10 protein-coding genes are annotated in these 16819 nt (G+C 38.5%); 9 read left to right on the top strand and 1 reads right to left on the bottom strand.

What is annotated here, in order from left to right:
* Positions 1 to 126 precede the first annotated feature (126 nt).
* The 6 genes from BIV20_RS05655 to BIV20_RS05680 all read left to right on the top strand — a co-directional run bounded on the left by BIV20_RS05655 (position 127) and on the right by BIV20_RS05680 (position 11299).
* A complete protein-coding gene (locus BIV20_RS05655) occupies positions 127 to 1485 on the top strand; it encodes a DUF4430 domain-containing protein (protein WP_075718906.1) in 1359 nt (452 codons plus the stop codon).
* Positions 1485 to 2375: an energy-coupling factor transporter transmembrane component T family protein gene (locus BIV20_RS05660; protein ID WP_075718908.1), complete on the top strand. Its 891-nt coding sequence runs from the start codon at positions 1485 to 1487 to the stop codon at positions 2373 to 2375. The genes BIV20_RS05655 and BIV20_RS05660 overlap by 1 nt, the downstream gene beginning before the upstream one ends.
* Positions 2348 to 4021 (top strand): ABC transporter ATP-binding protein, encoded by a 1674-nt coding sequence (locus tag BIV20_RS05665; RefSeq protein ID WP_075718910.1) that lies wholly within the window; start codon positions 2348 to 2350, stop codon positions 4019 to 4021. Before BIV20_RS05660 ends, BIV20_RS05665 begins: the two co-directional genes overlap by 28 nt.
* On the top strand, positions 4003 to 4641 hold the full coding sequence (locus BIV20_RS05670) for an ECF transporter S component (RefSeq protein ID WP_075718912.1): 639 nt from the start codon (positions 4003 to 4005) through the stop codon (positions 4639 to 4641). Before BIV20_RS05665 ends, BIV20_RS05670 begins: the two co-directional genes overlap by 19 nt.
* A gap of 1 nt (position 4642) precedes the next feature.
* Complete coding sequence (locus BIV20_RS05675; protein WP_075718914.1) at positions 4643 to 5530, top strand: energy-coupling factor transporter transmembrane component T; 888 nt, start codon at positions 4643 to 4645, stop codon at positions 5528 to 5530.
* 108 nt (positions 5531 to 5638) lie between these two features.
* Positions 5639 to 11299, top strand: a complete 5661-nt coding sequence (locus BIV20_RS05680) for a bacterial Ig-like domain-containing protein (protein ID WP_075718916.1) — start codon at positions 5639 to 5641, stop codon at positions 11297 to 11299.
* A gap of 233 nt (positions 11300 to 11532) precedes the next feature.
* Here the strand turns inward: BIV20_RS05680 and BIV20_RS05685 are convergent, their stop codons facing one another.
* Positions 11533 to 12279: a sugar phosphate isomerase/epimerase family protein gene (locus BIV20_RS05685; protein WP_075718918.1), complete on the bottom strand. Its 747-nt coding sequence runs from the start codon at positions 12277 to 12279 to the stop codon at positions 11533 to 11535.
* A 227-nt stretch (positions 12280 to 12506) separates the two neighbouring features.
* Here BIV20_RS05685 and BIV20_RS05690 point away from each other — a divergent pair, with 227 nt between their 5' ends.
* The 3 genes from BIV20_RS05690 (at position 12507) to BIV20_RS05700 (ending at position 16804) form a co-directional block, all read left to right on the top strand.
* The gene (locus tag BIV20_RS05690) at positions 12507 to 15350 is read left to right on the top strand and encodes an EAL domain-containing protein (RefSeq protein ID WP_158024915.1); all 2844 of its coding nucleotides are present in this window, start codon (positions 12507 to 12509) and stop codon (positions 15348 to 15350) included.
* A gap of 88 nt (positions 15351 to 15438) precedes the next feature.
* Positions 15439 to 16209 (top strand): alpha/beta fold hydrolase, encoded by a 771-nt coding sequence (locus BIV20_RS05695; RefSeq protein WP_075718922.1) that lies wholly within the window; start codon positions 15439 to 15441, stop codon positions 16207 to 16209.
* Positions 16202 to 16804 carry a TetR/AcrR family transcriptional regulator gene (locus BIV20_RS05700; protein ID WP_075718924.1) on the top strand — a complete coding sequence of 201 codons (603 nt, stop codon included), beginning with the start codon at positions 16202 to 16204 and terminating at the stop codon, positions 16802 to 16804. Before BIV20_RS05695 ends, BIV20_RS05700 begins: the two co-directional genes overlap by 8 nt.
* Positions 16805 to 16819 lie beyond the last annotated feature (15 nt).

Raw genomic sequence — 16819 nt, forward strand, 5'->3', positions numbered from 1 at the left:
TATGGTAAAATTGATGAATTAATAAAGGATGCGCACTTCGCGGAGATGAAGATAGTCGTAAACGATATCGCTCGTGCGTGAAAGAGTCTGGTCGAGCGGACTCTTTTTTATTTTGGAGGAGAATAGATGAAAAAGAAAATTTTAAATATCTGTATGGTGTTAGTAGTTCTTTTGATGATTGCCGGTGGCATTGTCACAGTGGGATCAGTCAAAGGTTGGTTTGAGAAAGAGACAACTTCTGATATTACAGTTTCCGAAAAAACAGGGATTGCTAAGATTGAAAGAAATGGTGTTGCCTTTGAGGTTGATAGAGATACAACAGTAAGAGCAGGGGACAAACTGTATACGCAAAAGGGAGCAACACTGACCATTTCAGAGGCAGATACAGCTAGGATTTACATGAATAGTGATGCTGAAATTTCAGTGGAGAGTATTGGCGATACAATAGAATTTGAAGTTTTAAAAGGCGAGGTTCTTGTAGATGCACGTGAATGGAAAAATGTAACTGCAATATCCGGTGAAGCAGAAATATACATGAAAGATGCAGTGATATCAATTTCTACGCAGACAGGTTCTGGTGAGATACCGGTCTATTCCGGAAAAATAGACGTAAAGGATAAAAAATCAGAAGAAGCGGTTACAGCAAAATCTGGGCAGGTAGTTTCTATTGTTGAAAATTCAGGGTATGAAGTTAGTAAACTAAAAGTAAGCAGCCTGAATGATTTTATCATACAACAACTTGCAAAGTGCGATATTGATGAATCCTTTTGCTTTACAAAAGCAGACTTGAAAGCAGTTCAGAAAGAAAGAGAAAATGAGATTTTAAAGGCGCAGCAGGAACTGCTGGAGAAAAACGAGAGTGCTTCTGATGAAGAAGAGACAGGCACGGCAAATAGGAATGAAATTGCAGAAAATTTGGATAATGGTGAAGGGGAAAAGGTTGCAGAAAATGGAACGAATCCCGGAAGTAATGAAGCAGCAACGAATTCAGGAAATGGTCAGACAACATCTGAATCAGGAGGTGAGACACAGACAGAGAATACGCCCCCTAGTCAAACGGTAGAACAGCCGGAAACACATGCGAAGTATTGTACCATAGAAATACGATGCGATACCATATTGAATAATATGCAAAATCTTACGCCGGGACTGGAAGGATATGTACCCTCAAACGGAACTGTTTTAGGAACTTCTAAAATAGAGTTTACAGAAGGGGAAACTGTTTTTGATGTATTAAAAAGAGCATGCGACAGTGCAGGAATACAGATTGAATATTCTTATACACCGATATATGAAAGCTATTATATTGAAGGGATTAACCATTTGTATGAATTTGATTGTGGAAATGAATCTGGTTGGATGTATAAAGTCAATGGCTGGTTTCCGAATTACGGATGTTCCAGCTATACCGTGCAGGAAGGAGACACCATTGTGTGGTGCTATACCTGTAATGGACTGGGTGCAGATGTAGGTGGAGGAATGTGATGGTGAAAGATGCATTTTCAAATTGTCATCCGATTGTTAATTTTACATTTTATATAGGTGCTCTGCTTATGGGAATGTGTTTAATACATCCGGTGTTCTTATGCATTTCTCTCCTTTTATCTCTTTCCTATTATGTAATGGTAAAAAGAGAATGCTTGAAATATCTGGCGGGAATGAGTGGAGTGTTTTTGGCGATAGCGATAATTAATCCATTGTTTAATACACAGGGAGAGAAAGTTTTGTTTACCTATTTAAATGGTAGGATGTATACCTTAGAAGCACTTTGCTATGGGATTGCAATTGGAGCAATGTTTGTAACAATTATTACATGGTTTTCTACTTATAATGCAGTTGTGACCAGTGATAAGTTCTTGTATTGCTTCGGCAAGCTTGCTCCGTCAGTTTCGCTCATTTTGACGATGGTATTTCGCATGGTACCACAATTTCAAAAGAAGAGCAGGCAGATTATTGAGGCTAGGAAATGTATCGGAAAGACGATAAAAAATGGACATTATTTTGAAAAGGCAGAGCATGGAATGACAACTGTTTCTGCATTGACGACATGGGCGTTAGAGGGGGGAGTTGTTATGGCTGACAGTATGAAAAGTCGTGGTTTTGGAAGTAGCAAACGGACGTCTTTTTCTATCTATTGTATACGTCGCAGAGATAAGTATCTGCTGATCATGATGTTGCTATTATTTGTAATGATTGTTGTTTGTGCATTTTGTGGAGGAATGAAAGTATCTTATATTCCACAGTTAAAAATTGCCGGAGTAAATCAAATATGGATGGTACTCGGTGCTATTTGCTACTTTTTATTTTTATCGATACCTACGGCAATAAATATCATGGAGGTTTTCATATGGCGCATTTTGAAATCAAGGATTTAAGTTTCTATTATCCTACAGTACCGGATAAACCGGCATTGGACTCGATTCAGTTAAAATTTGAACAGGGCGAATATGTGACGGTCTGTGGGCGAAGTGGTAGCGGAAAAACTACATTGTTAAAACATTTGAAGAGTGTGCTTGCACCTCATGGGAAGTTGACAGGTGAAATCTATTTTAAAGGCAAACTACTAAAGGAAGTAGGTCTACGGGAACAGTCTTCCGAAATTGGATATGTGATGCAAAATCCGGACAATCAGATTGTCACAGATAAGGTGTGGCATGAGTTGGCATTTGGACTGGAAAGTCTTGGATATGATCAAAAGACAATTCGACTACGTGTAGCGGAGATGGCAAGTTATTTTGGAATTCAGGATTGGTTTCACAAAAATGTGTCGGAATTATCCGGCGGTCAGAAACAGCTTTTGAATCTGGCTTCTATTATGGCTATGCAGCCAAGTGTATTGATTTTAGATGAGCCTACCAGCCAGTTGGACCCGATTGCTGCTTCAGACTTTTTAAATACAGTAAGAAAAATCAATCAGGAACTTCGGACCACCATTATTATTACAGAACATCGCTTAGAAGATATTTTTTATGCTTCTGATCGGGTGGTTGTTATGGAAGAAGGCAGAGTGATTGCCAATGATCGTCCGGAACATATCGGTGAATTTTTAAAAGAAAAAAATAGTCAGATGTTTACAGCAATGCCTACGCCGGTCCAAATCTATTATGGCGTTCCAAACCATTTGAAATGTCCATTAACAGTCAGAGAGGGAGCGGAGTGGATGGATACGTTATTGGAGGGCATTGAGATAAAAGAAACGAAAGTGGAAAAAGGCCGGAAATATATCGAAGAAGAGATAAAAAATCCGGCAGTAGAGCTGAAAGAGTTGTGGTTCCGTTATGAGAAGGATAGTCCGGATGTTTTAAAAGGGGTTTCTCTGAAAGTGCCAAGAAACACGTTGACAGCTATTGTAGGTGGAAACGGAACCGGAAAGTCAACCACATTAAAGGCAATCTGTGGTATCTGCAGACCATACAGGGGAAAAGTATTGATAGACGGGAAAAAGATGGAAAAATATAAATCATCTCAGCTTTTTAAAGGCATGCTTGCGATGCTTCCGCAGGATCCGCAAAGTCTTTTTGTACATAAAACAGTAAAAGAGGATTTAGGGGAAATGATTTCTTCCAAAGATTTGGAAAAAGAAAAGAAAATACAGCAAGTAGCAAAGGTTTGTGAGATTACCGATTTTTTGGAAAGCCATCCGTATGATTTGTCCGGGGGAGAACAACAGCGAGCCGCACTTGCAAAGGTATTATTGACAGAACCCCAAATACTGTTGCTTGATGAGCCAACCAAGGGGATTGACAGTTTCTTTAAACTAAAATTTGCAGAGATTATAGAAAGACTAAAAGCACAGGGAATGACTATTATTATGGTTTCACACGATGTGGAATTTTGTGCAAAATATGCAGATACGGTCAGCATGTTCTTTGATGGGGCTATTGTAACGACAAATACTCCAAATAGATTTTTCTCAGGCAATAGCTTTTATACTACAGCAGCAAATCGTATGAGCAGACATCTGTTTGAAAATGCCATTACCAACGAGGAGGTCATTGCCTTATGTCAAAAGAACTTATAAATAGTCAGTACTATCTAATCAGTGTCGTAATGATTCTTTCATCATTTGCAGTGTTTTTCTTTACGTTTGAGAAGAGAAGACCACAGGCAAGAGAACTGGTGACACTTGCGGTTATGAGTGCCATCGCTGTTGCTTCCAGAGCGGTCTTTGTAATGATTCCGTTTTTTAAACCAATGAGTGGAATTATTATGATTACGGGAATGGCTTTTGGACCGGGGGCAGGGTTCTTAACAGGTGTGGTCAGTGCCTTTGTCAGCAATTTCATTTTTGGACAAGGTCCATGGACACCATGGCAAATGTTTGCTTATGGAGTTGCAGGGGCGCTTGCTGGTTTTTTTAGAAAAAAGGGAATTATGCATGAAAACAAGAAAATTGTAACAGCAGTGATTGGGTTTGGAATAATAATGATTGTGGTAGGTCCTATTTTGGATACCTGTGCAATTTTTACCATGGGAAACACTGTATCCCAAGGTTATATTTTATCCATTTATATGTCTGGTGTTATACCGAATCTGATTCATGGAGTAGCAACAGTTTTAACTTTATTACTTCTTTGTAGACCAATGATGGAAAAATTGAATCGTATGAAATTGAAATATGGCATGATGAGCGAGGAATAGAATGAGATTTGACAGTTATCACCCAATGATTAATTTTATATATTTTTTTGCGGCAATTACCTGCACGGTTTTCTTTCAACAACCGGTGTTTGTAGCAATTTCTTTTGTGTCTTCCTTTGCATATACCGTGAAACTGAAGGGGCGGAAAGCATGGATACGGAATGGGTGTTTTTGCTTATTCGCTGTAGGTTATGCAATTTGGTATTCCTTCTATCATCATTTTGGGGAAACAGAATTAAAAGTCAATTTTATTGGCAACCGGATTACATTGGAATCCATTGTATACGGATTGATAGTTGGAATTACAATTGCGACAGTACTGATGTGGTTTTGTTGTATTTTCACACTGATTACAGCGGATAAGGTCGTATATTTGTTTGGAAGAATTTCTCCGAAACTGTCGTTGTTCTTATCGATTTTGCTTCGCACAGTGCCGAGGATAAAAAGCAAAGCTTTGTATATTGAAAGTTCGAGGGAAGGAATTGGAAAGGGTGTAAAACAGGGAAATATTTTAAAGAGAGCACAACATTTGTTTTCTATTATTTCCATTTTGATTACGTGGACTATGGAGGATTTTGTAGAAAGTTCTAATTCCATGAAGAATAGAGGTTATTCGTTAAAAGGAAGAACCGCATTTTCCATATATCGATTCGATAACAGAGACAGAGGAATTGTTATTTTATTTTTCATGTGTCTGACCATGGTGGAAATGGCAGTATTGCTGGATCAGACGAAGATGTACTATAAACCTGTTATTACGGGAAACAGGATTACAGTGTTGTCATATGTATTTTATCTGGCATATGCGCTGTTTTTGCTATTACCCATGGGATTGCAGATGATAGGAGAGTACAGATTTCAAAAATTAAGGAATAAAAATGTGAAATAGATATGGAAGGGAAAAGTATACTGCATCATGACATCTTATGCAGTTTTATATAGATATGATAAAAATTAGGACAGATAAATAAAATGTCCTAAAAAGAGGAGGAAAAACATGAAAAAAGGAAAGTGGAAGACAAGGTTGTTGTCGTGGATATTATGTTTCCTAATGATAGTGACATCTGTTCCGTTAAATGTTTTCGCAAGTAACACAGAAACGGATGGCACTTTGCCAACGACAGAAACTACAACGCCTGCACCGGATGCAAAGGTTTACCTGACGGTAAGCAATCAAGGTGTACTTGCAACAGCGGCGGATGGAAGTGCAATGGCACATAGGGAAGTGACCGTCAAAGATATAAATAGTGATGGAAAACTCACATTTGATGAAGCACTTATCGCAGCACATGCCACATACAATAGTGCGGATGGATATGCTGCTGCATATGGATATGTATCCAAGCTTTGGGGCGTGGATACAGCAAATACATTGTTCTTTATCAACAATGTAGGATTAGAAACCAGTGTTAGCGTGGATACTGTAAAGGAGAATGATGAGCTGGTTGCTTCTATCAATAGCGACAACACTTATTATTCCGATTGGTATACTTTTTTTGATACACCTACCAAGAGTGTAACAGCAGGAAAAACATTTACGCTGACACTTAAGGGACATTTGGGTATGGCATATATGGAGGAAGATAAGAAAGATATAGCGATATCAGGTGTTTCTGTTGGAACATGGAACAATGGTACTTTTACGGCATTAGATGAAAAGACCACAGATGCAGAGGGAAAAGTGACATTATCTTTCGACCAGGCAGGGACTTATTATGTGACTGCAAGTGGAACAGTTTCTGATACGGTGACGGATTATACCGGTACACCGGATGAAAATTGGGTATATCCTACCATTACACATGATTGTCCAATCATAGCACCTGTGTGTGTGGTGACAGTAACAGAGCAGCCAAGACTTGCTTCTTTAGAGGTTGGAACTTATTCGTTGACCCCTGAGTTTAATCCTATGGTATCAGAATATACGTCGGTGATACCGGATTATTTATCAAGCGTTTCTGTTAAGTCTACATTAGCGGATGCTTATAAAGATAATAAGAAGATTTGTTACTATACTTATAATAGTATGTTTGGTGGTTTTGGATGGACCAGCAGTAGCAGCATTAATACAAGTAAAGGATATTTTGGTGTTGTAATTTATGATAAATCCGGAAGTATGACCAATGAGGATATCCGGTATACGGTTAATTTTAACAAGTATGCTACGTTAAAAAATTTGACAGTAGATGGAACAGCTGATCTTGCGTTCCAGAGGGATACTACTGATGGCTACCATTATTATGTAGACAGTACAAAAGATGGTGTTGATATCACAGCTACCGGTTATAAAGGAAATTATACAATTAACATCGGTGGCAATACAGTAACAAGTGGTGAAACATTTCATCTTACTTATCACTGGAATGATGCAGGAAAGATGGAAGTTCCGATTACTGTCAGCGGTACAGATTTGACAGAGAATACATATACTATCATTTTAGAAAAAGAACCTTTGAATGATGAGCCTTATATGGTAGTTCAGCCGGAACGTGCAGATTATATTATTGGAGATACGGCAAAAGCTATGTCTGTCCGTGCCAGTGCAAATGGTACATTGAATTATCAGTGGTACAAAAATAGCACCAATTCTATTGATGGTGCAACTGCCATTGAAGGGGCAAACCAGGCAAGTTATACTCCGGAAATAGAGTCGGTTGGTACGAATTATTATTTCTGCAGAATTACAAATACAGAAAAGACCGTATATACAGATTCGGCAATTGTTGATGTAGTGGTAGATCCGGATCCAACACCGGTTGTAACACTCACAACTACAGGTGGCACGTTACCAACGGATGATGGTTATTCCTATAAAGATACCGTTGGTTATGTATACAATATGGGGGATACAGCAACACCGCTTACTGTTACATATACGACTAAAGCAGAAGGAGAGATTACCTATAGCTGGTATGTCAAAAACAAATATTCCACATATGGTACCGAAGCGACTCTGACACCTGATACAGCAAAAGCGACTCCTGAAGGGTATTGGTATTATTGCCGGGTAACAAATAAATTCAAGGGAAAAACATATACTGCTAATTCAGATGCGGTTTATGTTTATGTAAAAGCTACTGAGGCTGCAATTCCTGTGGTAAGCCAGCAGCCTACCGTGGATAAAGAATACCTGACCGGTCAGACACCAAATCAATTGAGCTTTTATGTAAGTAGTCCGGATGGAGGAACACTTTCTTATCAATGGTATTCTAACACTGAAAAGAGTGAAAATGGTGCTATACCGGTAGAGGGTGCTACGAACCGTACATTTACTCCACCAACTTCGGATAAAGCGGGTACAGTGTATTATTTCTGTCGTATTACAAATACAATGCAGAAGTTTTCTAACAGTACCATAACAGATATTGTTGCCATTAACTTTAAGTCGGCAGATGATATTATTGCCGGTACATGGAATGGTTCCGGAACACAGGAGGATCCGTATCTGTTAGAGGATGCAGAGGATTTTGTACAGATAAGTAGTTTTGTGGCAACAGATGGAATTCCATTTACAGATAAATATTTTAAAGTAACAGCAGATATTACTCTGCCGGATACATGGAATGGTATAGGTGGAGGTTCTACTTCCGGTAATGGAAAGAATTTATTACCTTTTTCAGGAACAATAGATGGCGATGGTCATACCATTACTTTTGCAAAAGGCAGTGTACCTTTGTTTAAGTATGTTCGTGAAGCCACAGTAAAGAATTTGAACATTTATGGTGAGTATATCAATGGTTACGGATTGGTTGCAAACTATGTAGTAGATTATGGCATGGATGGCAATTATAGTACCGGTTGTCCTGCTACCATTAATATTGATAATGTAACAATTAAGTCTGGTACAACCATTAAAAACAGTGGATTTATTGGTGGATATGCATCCGGGGTAAATACAGTAACAATTACGAACTGTACAGCAGAGGCAGGCGTAAGGATTGGTTATAATGTGGAAAAGGATGCACCTGCAGGTGTAAGCAGAATTGGTTCTTTTGCAGGAGATTTTAACGGTACAATCAGTGGTTGCCACAGTGCAGCAACGGTATATGGAAAAGATTATGTAGGCGGTATTGTAGGTGGCAAGGGTCAGACTATGGGACCATATGCTATTCGAAACTGCTCCTTTACGGGTGAAATCATTGCAACAGGTAAATTCGTTGGAGGTATTGCCGGCGGTGGATATTCCGGCTCCATGTGGGGTGTGGACAGTGCGCCAAATAGCCCTTGTGCAACCATTGAAAACTGTTTTTCAACAGCAACTATTACAGGTGCTGACAGAGTAGGAGGTATTCTTGGCGGCGAGGAAGGCGTTACTCAAAATTGGGGCAATGCATATATCCGAAACAATTATTTTGCAGGTACGCTTACAGCGACAGCTGATGGTGGAGTTACCGGAAATATTGTTGGTTACATGAAGTCTTTAAATGGAAAGCATGTAATCGAGAGTAATTATTATCCTGAAGGCAATGATGCAAAGTGGTTTGGTGCGGTATCTTATGTAGATACAAATTGTGCAGAACATGAAAATGCAAGTGGTGCAACTTATTTTGACACAAGTAAGAATCTGGCAGAACAAGAACTTCCGTCTGGAGTATCTAAGACGAATCATAATCGTACAGATAATCCGCTGGGGGTAGATGCTACAAATCTTGGCACGCCAATGACTGCAGAACAGTTTGCAGATGGAACTGTTACAGATTTGCTGAATGCTTCAGAGTCTAGTTTGCACAATTGGGTTCAGAGCGAGGAATACCCAACACTCTCTAATGATGCTATTGCGTATAAGTTGGAGATATCAGGTGAATACAAGAAAGATTATACAATCGGCGATGAACTTGATTTGACAGGTGTCATTTTTAAAGCTACATGGAGCGATGGAAAAGTTACCAATCCTACACTGGATGATGTAACTGTCACAGGATTTGATAACCATAAACACGGAGAACAGACACTTACAATCACTTATGGTGCTGCAACTGCTGAGATTGTAGTTACAGTGTTAAAGCCTGCCGGAACAATTAGTGTAACCTTCTCTCTGCTTGGAGATGATGTGCATGACAGTGAGGCAGATGGTGAAATTCATACGCTTGCAGCCGGAAATTTGACAACATGGGTTAGTGCAAAAGAGTATACAGTAGATACGAATGCTACAGTAAAGGATGTATTAGAAATGGTTTTAGTGGAAAATAACATGACATGCTCTAATCCATCCGGAAATTATGTAGAATCTATTACAAGAAATGGTGTAACCTTGGCAGAGTTTACAAACGGTGCCAATTCAGGTTGGATGTATAACCTAAATGGTGTGCATAGCGACCTTGGTATTAGTCAGCAGTATTTGCAGAATGGAGATGTAATAGTATTTCATTATACAGATGATTACACAAAAGAGAGTAACTCTACTGCAACAGATATCCCTCCGGTAGATGTCAGTGCGACCGCAGATGAAGTTGCGGTAAAGGTTTGCAAGGAGACAGGTGACTATTTGGAAAAACTGGCTCAAAATACAACTCCGACAGTAGGAAGTATTGGTGGAGAATGGCTGGTTCTGGGACTGACCAGAAGTGGAAGAGCAGTTCCGGACGGTTATTATGATAATGTTGTAAATTATGTAAAAGAAAATATTAACGATAAGGGTCAGCTTCACAGAGCAAAGTCTACTGATAATTCGCGTATCATTCTGGCACTAACATCTGCAGGTTATGATCCTAGAGAGGTTGGTGGTTATAATCTTCTCACAGGTTTAACAGATATGGACTATGTTACAAAACAAGGTATCAACGGACCGATTTGGGCATTGATTGCATTGGATTCTCATAATTATGAAGTCCAGGGAGAGAGTGTTGTTGAGAATGTATCTCATATGGCACTTCAGACATTGAATTCTTATAGAAGAGAAGTAACAGGGCAAGTAACTCGCAGTAAACTTATTGACTATATTTTGGATGCACAGTTAGATGATGGTGGCTGGGCTCTCAGTGGTGATGTTTCTGACTCTGATATGACTGGTATGGCACTTCAAGCATTGGCACCATATTATAAAACAAATGAAGAAGTAAAAATAGCAGTAGACCGAGCTTTAATAGCGCTTTCTGATATGCAGGAAGAGAGTGGTGCTTATGCAACCATGGGTACAGTTACAAGTGAATCCATGGCACAAGTTGTAGTGGCATTAACCGCGCTTGGAATCAATCCGGATACGGATGCCAGATTTGTGAAAAACGGAAATTCCGTATTGGATGCGTTAATGGCATACGCAGTAGATGGTGGCGGTTTTAAGCATGTGGCTGACGGTGAAGTAGATGGTATGGCAACGGAACAGGGCTACTATGCACTTGTGGCTTATGAACGATTTGTGAATGGTCAGAACGGTCTTTATGATATGAGTGATGTTACCATTAAAGTAGCAACCAATGAGACGAATGTGAATATTTCAGAACCTGATAATTCCAATGTAAATAATTCTGATAAAGTTAATTCAGCACTTAATAATGCTGAAGCAAATAAAACTGAGAATAATCAGATGGAAGCAAATGTTCAAAATAATCCTAAGACAGGTGATGAAAATAATATCGCTTTGTATGGCACCATACTGGCTGTCAGTCTGATTGTTGCGCAGTATTGCCGGTATAATATGAAAAAAAGAAGAAAAAGATAAAATAAGCAGAGGATAAAAAAGAACCACTACAGATGTAATGTCTGCAGTGGTTCTATCTTTATATTCCAGGAAAGACTTTGTTACATTAAAGGCGAAAGTAAATAACTTTCCTAGAATATAAAAAGCGCTCCGCTAAGGATGCGCAGCTCGCGGAGAGGAATTTTGTCGTAAACGACACCGCTCGCGCGCGGCGAATTCCGCAAGCGGAATTCTTTTTTATAATGTTGTTGAAATTAAAAAGTTCGAAGAAGCTGATAGGTGGAAATAACGTCTGTAAGTTGTGCACATTCAATGGTATAGGTAGCATTGGGAGAGACTTCATGTAACTGAGTTAGCGTTTTTTCGACTGAAATATTCCCCATACCTAATCCGAGATGGGTGTCTTTCCGACCATCGTTGTCATGAACATGAACATGACCAATATTTGCACCAAGGCAGTGAATCCAATCGGATAAAGGAAGAGGGGAATAGCAGTTAGCGTGTCCAATGTCAAGGCATAACATAAAATTTTGAGCTTCTACCAGTTCCTTTACATTCAGAATTGGTTGGGGATTTGGGTCATAGACATTTTCCAGTAGAACTTGTATTTCTTTTCGCTTTTCCATGAACGGATTCCAGAAATCAGCCATTCGTTCTGCCCATCCATCGATAAAATAGACAGATGGAATAAAACATGTGTGGAAAACAATTTTTTTTGCTCCGAGACGAACGGCAGCATCATAGGATTGAGCAAATCTATATTCTGTCACCCTTTTGATTTGAGAATCATAGGCAACTGGATTTAAATCTAAAAAAGGTCCATGAAATGACAATTCAGATACATTCATGGAATCCAGGTGTAACTTGAAATTTTTGATTTTTTCACTTAGCTTATCCAAATTATCAGAAATTGAAAATTCAATGGTCTCTATACCGGTGTTTGCTTCGTTTGATAGAGCCTCTAAATCATTTTTGGGTAGAATGTCACTAATATAAATCATTTTGTCCCTCCTTTTTTAGTGTATCACACTTTTTTTATGAAATCCAGTGAGAGGAATAGTGGACTTTGCATATAAAGAAGCGTATAATATGAACAAAGGTGGTGCATGAAGAACGAGGCATAAGAAGGAAAAATAATGCTATTGGGCGGATGGGATGTGATTTTATTTACACTAAGATAAAATCTGTAAGAAAAAGAATGATACTGTTGGGTGGCATCTTTGCGTGGATGCTGGGTTTATTTTGTACTTTTTTTGGAAGCGACATTTATGCAGCGGAAAAACGGCTGGTAAAGGTCGCTTTTTTTCCTATGGATGGATACCATATTACGAACGCAGATGGAAGTTATGGTGGTATGGATGTAGAATACCTAAATGCGTTGTGTGAGTATACAGATTGGGAAATCGAGTATGTAAAGTGTGATAGCTGGGAAGAAGCATTGCAGTTACTCAGTAATAAGCAGGTAGATTTGGTTGGTTCAGCGCAATATTCTGTTGAAAGGGCAGAAGTCTATCAGTATGCAGACCTGTCCAGTGGGTATACTTTTGGAGTAATTGCTACGAATCCGGAAAGTACCATCGCTTATGAAGATTTTACGGCGATGCAGAATATCACATTTGGTATGGTGGAAAATTATGTCCGAAAGGGCGAATTTTTGCAATACCTTCTTGATAATGGAATTGAAAATCCAAATATCATAGAGTATGCATCGACATCAGATTTACAGAATGCACTTTCGGAAGGAGAAATTGATGCATTGGTTCACACTTTCACGGAAGTGAAAGAGGGACAACGTCTGATTGGACGTTTTGCACCAAGGCCATTTTATTATATTACATATCAGGGAAATGATGATGTAATGCGTGAATTGAATCAGGCAACTGCTGATTTAAAGATGAATCATCCGGAACTGGAAACGGAATTGATGAATGAATTTTATTATAACAAATTTGATAAAACTGCATTGCTTACAACGGAGGAAAGTGCGTATATTGCGGGAACAAAAAAGGTTGTAGTAGGGTATCTTGATGGATTTTATCCATTTTCCTATGAGCAAGATGGGGAATTTAAGGGACTTACCAGAGAACTGCTGGAAAGCAGCATTCGTGTTACAGGGTTAGAACTGGAATATCGTAAAATGGAAAATCGGAAAGCAGCACAGGATTCGCTTCAAAATGGTGAGATTGATATTTTGGCATATTGTGCAGATTCAGAAGCGGTATTAGATGCAGAACAGTTGACAACGGTATGTGATTATGCAGATGTTCCATTGGTTTTGGTGACGGCAAAAAATCAGAGCATTAATGAAATAGAAACAATGGCGACAGTTTCTTTTTTACAAGATAAGGTTGGAACAGCAGTAGAAATAGAGCAAGCAAAAGTTGTTACTTATGATACGCAGCAGGAATGTATTGATGCGTTAAAAGAAGGGAAAGTAGATGCAGTACTTTGTGATGGATATCTTGCAGAGTATTTGATGAGAACAAAAATTCGTTATGAAAATTTAGCGATTAAAAATGTATTTAGCAGCGAATATGTCATTTCCATGGCAATAAGAGAAGACGATGAAATGCTTTTTGGAATTCTTGAAAAAACAATCATGGAAATTGATTCGAAAAGAGTCAATGCCTATATGCTAAAGGAAAATACTTATCCTTTGATAAGCATTATTGAATTTGTGCGAAATAACAGTCTTTGGATTATTAGTATTTTAATTGTAATCATTCTTTTCATTATTTTTGTAGCTGTGCACATGATTAAGGATAGTAAAAAAATCCAGAAGCTTATGTATAAGGATACTAAAATGAATATCTGGAATTTGAACTATTTGATTTTCTGGGGGGAACATAAATTATTGCCGGAGCATAAGGTACAGTATGCTGTAGTATATGTGAATTTGGCGCAATTTCGTCGTTATAACACCATTTATGGATGGAGCGCAGGAGAGCATATGCTGAAAAGAATAGCTAGCATTCTGATAAAAAATGTGGACTCTAAAGCAGAAATTTGCGCAAGAGATCAGGGCGACCATTTTGTAATGCTTTTAAATTATTCAGACAGAGAAGCGTTCATGGAGCGAATTCAGGAAATCAGGGATGAGATTGAAAAATCGATTTTGAGTGATACAGATAATCATATGCTGTTGCAGATGGGAATTTACTACATTCCGGAGGATGACAGTGACTTGCATGTAGCAATCAATTATGCAAATCAGGCACTGGAATTTACCGGAAAGAATAAGGGGGATGAAGTAAAAATATACGATGATGGACTGGAAAGTTTAATCAAGGAACGTCATGAACGTGAAAAATTGTTGGAGTCTGTAGATGTGAACAAGGATTTTGCGGTATATTATCAGCCAAAGGTAGATATTCGTAACGGGAAAATCGTGGGTGCCGAGGCACTGGTACGTTTTCTTGATCCGACCGAGGGTGGAGCAGTAAAAGCGCCGGGATTTTTTGTACCATATTATGAACAGACAGGAAAGATTACAGAGATTGATTTTTTTGTATTTGAGTCGGTCTGTAAAATGCTTCGTAGACGTTTGGATGCAGGACTACCTGTAGTTACGGTTTCTTGTAACTTCTCAAGAATGCACTTTATTAAACCAGGATTCCCGGAGCATTTTGTGGAAATTTTGGAACGTTATCAGATTTCCAAAGACTTGATTGAGATGGAAATTACAGAGACACTTATTGTAGAAGAATTGCAGCAGCGTAGGGTAAAAAAGACTTTGGATATACTAAAAGAAAAAGAAATTCGTTTGTCGATTGATGATTTTGGTGCAGGATATTCTTCTCTTGGTGTTTTTGAACAGATTCCTGCTTCGGTTATTAAGTTGGATCGTTCGTTCTTACTGAATCAGGAAAATCGTGAACGTCAGGTGAAAATTATGCGTGGTATCGTGAAGTTAACGGAAGAATTAGAAGCGCAGGTAGTATGTGAGGGAGTAGAAACAGAGAAAGATGTTGCTTTGATGAAAGAAATCGGAGCTTATGTGGCGCAGGGATATTTTTATTCCAAACCTGTATCGGAGGCGGAATTTGAAGAAAAGCTTGTAACAATGATATAAACGAAATAGGGTCTTCTCAAAAACGGTCAACGGCTATATAGTGTAAATGTAGTTGTTGACCGTTTCGTACATAAAGGAGAAAAAAGATATGAAAATGAAAGAGTTTGGATGTAATAATGAAAAAAAGATGTTGCTTATTCACGGTGCAGGAGCTAGTTATAAGATGTGGACTGCGCAAATTGAAATGTTGTCAGAGGAATACCATCTTTATGTGCCCACGCTGAACGGACATGTAATAGGAGAAGACAGAGAATATGATAATCCGATGCAAGAGGCAAAAGAATTGGTGGAATGGTTTGAAAATCACGAAATCCGGAAGATACATTTAATTGCAGGAGCATCCTTAGGAGCGTATGTTGCAGAGGAAGTTTTGAGAATGCGACCTGATTTTGCAGAATATGCATTTATCGAGTCGTTAAAGTCCTATCATTATGGAACAGTTATGACCCATATTTTTTCAGTATTTGGAGAAAAAATGCTACGAAAAGCAGCAAGTGTGAAAGGAATCATGGATGGCTCATATCAAAAGGATTATATTTCTGACGATATGAAATATGTTTTATCAAATATGACCAAAGAATCCATGCAGCATGTTCTTTTGACTGCCGCAAATTACAGCGTGCCACAGGGAAAGAGGAGCATTACAGCCAAAACATTAATTGTATATGGAAGTAAAGAAGCAAAATTATGTAAAAAGAATACAGAATTGCTAAGACAGCAGATTATAGATTGTCAGTGTATTGTGTTGGAGGGATATGACCATGGGGAATTATCCATAGGCAATCCGGAAAAACACACAAAAATGTTGAGAATGTGGATGAAAGATGGTAACATAGCAAAGGGTGATTGGGATGAATGAGAGATTCTTCTTATTGGATGAAAAACGACAGGAACAGATATTAAATGCGGGATATAAGGGGTTTGCGCAAAATACTTATGCAAAGACGTCTATGTCTATGGTTGCAGAAGAAGCCGGAATATCAAAATCATTGTTGTTTCACTATTTTGTAAATAAGAAGGAATTTTATTTATATCTGTATGAGAGAGCACTTGCTCAAGTGAAGGAAACTTTACCGGAGAAAAACAATGTAGAAGAGAGAGAACTCTTTGAAGTGTTAAAAGAGCATATGCAAAAGAAATGGGAGTTATTGAAGGAGAATCCGTTTCTGTTTCAATTTATGAACCGTTCTTATTATGAGACAGATGAAACTTTGCAAAAGGAACTGCATGATATTATGAATCAATATATGACAGCGCCTATCAGCCAACTTATGCAATGTGCAAAACATATGGGGAAAAGGCAAGACAAGGATGAGATTATTCATGTATTGCTCTATATGGCAGAAGGATTTGCATTTGCAAATAATGAAAAAATTCAAAAAAATCCGGTGGAAGCAATGAAGGAGTTTGAGAGATTGTTGGATTATGTGAAAAAATTATACGATGAAGAATAGAGGAGCGCAATTAAG

Origin of the sequence: Roseburia sp. 499 (assembly GCF_001940225.2) — a bacterium.
In the GTDB taxonomy this organism is placed as follows: domain Bacteria; phylum Bacillota; class Clostridia; order Lachnospirales; family Lachnospiraceae; genus Petralouisia.

Coding starts and splice junctions, on each gene's coding strand:
- BIV20_RS05685 (WP_075718918.1), bottom strand. CDS start 12,279: ATGATTTATATTAGTGACATTCTACCCAAAAATGATTTAGAGGCTCTA.
- BIV20_RS05700 (WP_075718924.1), top strand. CDS start 16,202: ATGAATGAGAGATTCTTCTTATTGGATGAAAAACGACAGGAACAGATA.
- BIV20_RS05675 (WP_075718914.1), top strand. CDS start 4,643: ATGAGATTTGACAGTTATCACCCAATGATTAATTTTATATATTTTTTT.
- BIV20_RS05670 (WP_075718912.1), top strand. CDS start 4,003: ATGTCAAAAGAACTTATAAATAGTCAGTACTATCTAATCAGTGTCGTA.
- BIV20_RS05695 (WP_075718922.1), top strand. CDS start 15,439: ATGAAAATGAAAGAGTTTGGATGTAATAATGAAAAAAAGATGTTGCTT.
- BIV20_RS05655 (WP_075718906.1), top strand. CDS start 127: ATGAAAAAGAAAATTTTAAATATCTGTATGGTGTTAGTAGTTCTTTTG.
- BIV20_RS05660 (WP_075718908.1), top strand. CDS start 1,485: ATGGTGAAAGATGCATTTTCAAATTGTCATCCGATTGTTAATTTTACA.
- BIV20_RS05680 (WP_075718916.1), top strand. CDS start 5,639: ATGAAAAAAGGAAAGTGGAAGACAAGGTTGTTGTCGTGGATATTATGT.
- BIV20_RS05665 (WP_075718910.1), top strand. CDS start 2,348: ATGGCGCATTTTGAAATCAAGGATTTAAGTTTCTATTATCCTACAGTA.
- BIV20_RS05690 (WP_158024915.1), top strand. CDS start 12,507: ATGCTGGGTTTATTTTGTACTTTTTTTGGAAGCGACATTTATGCAGCG.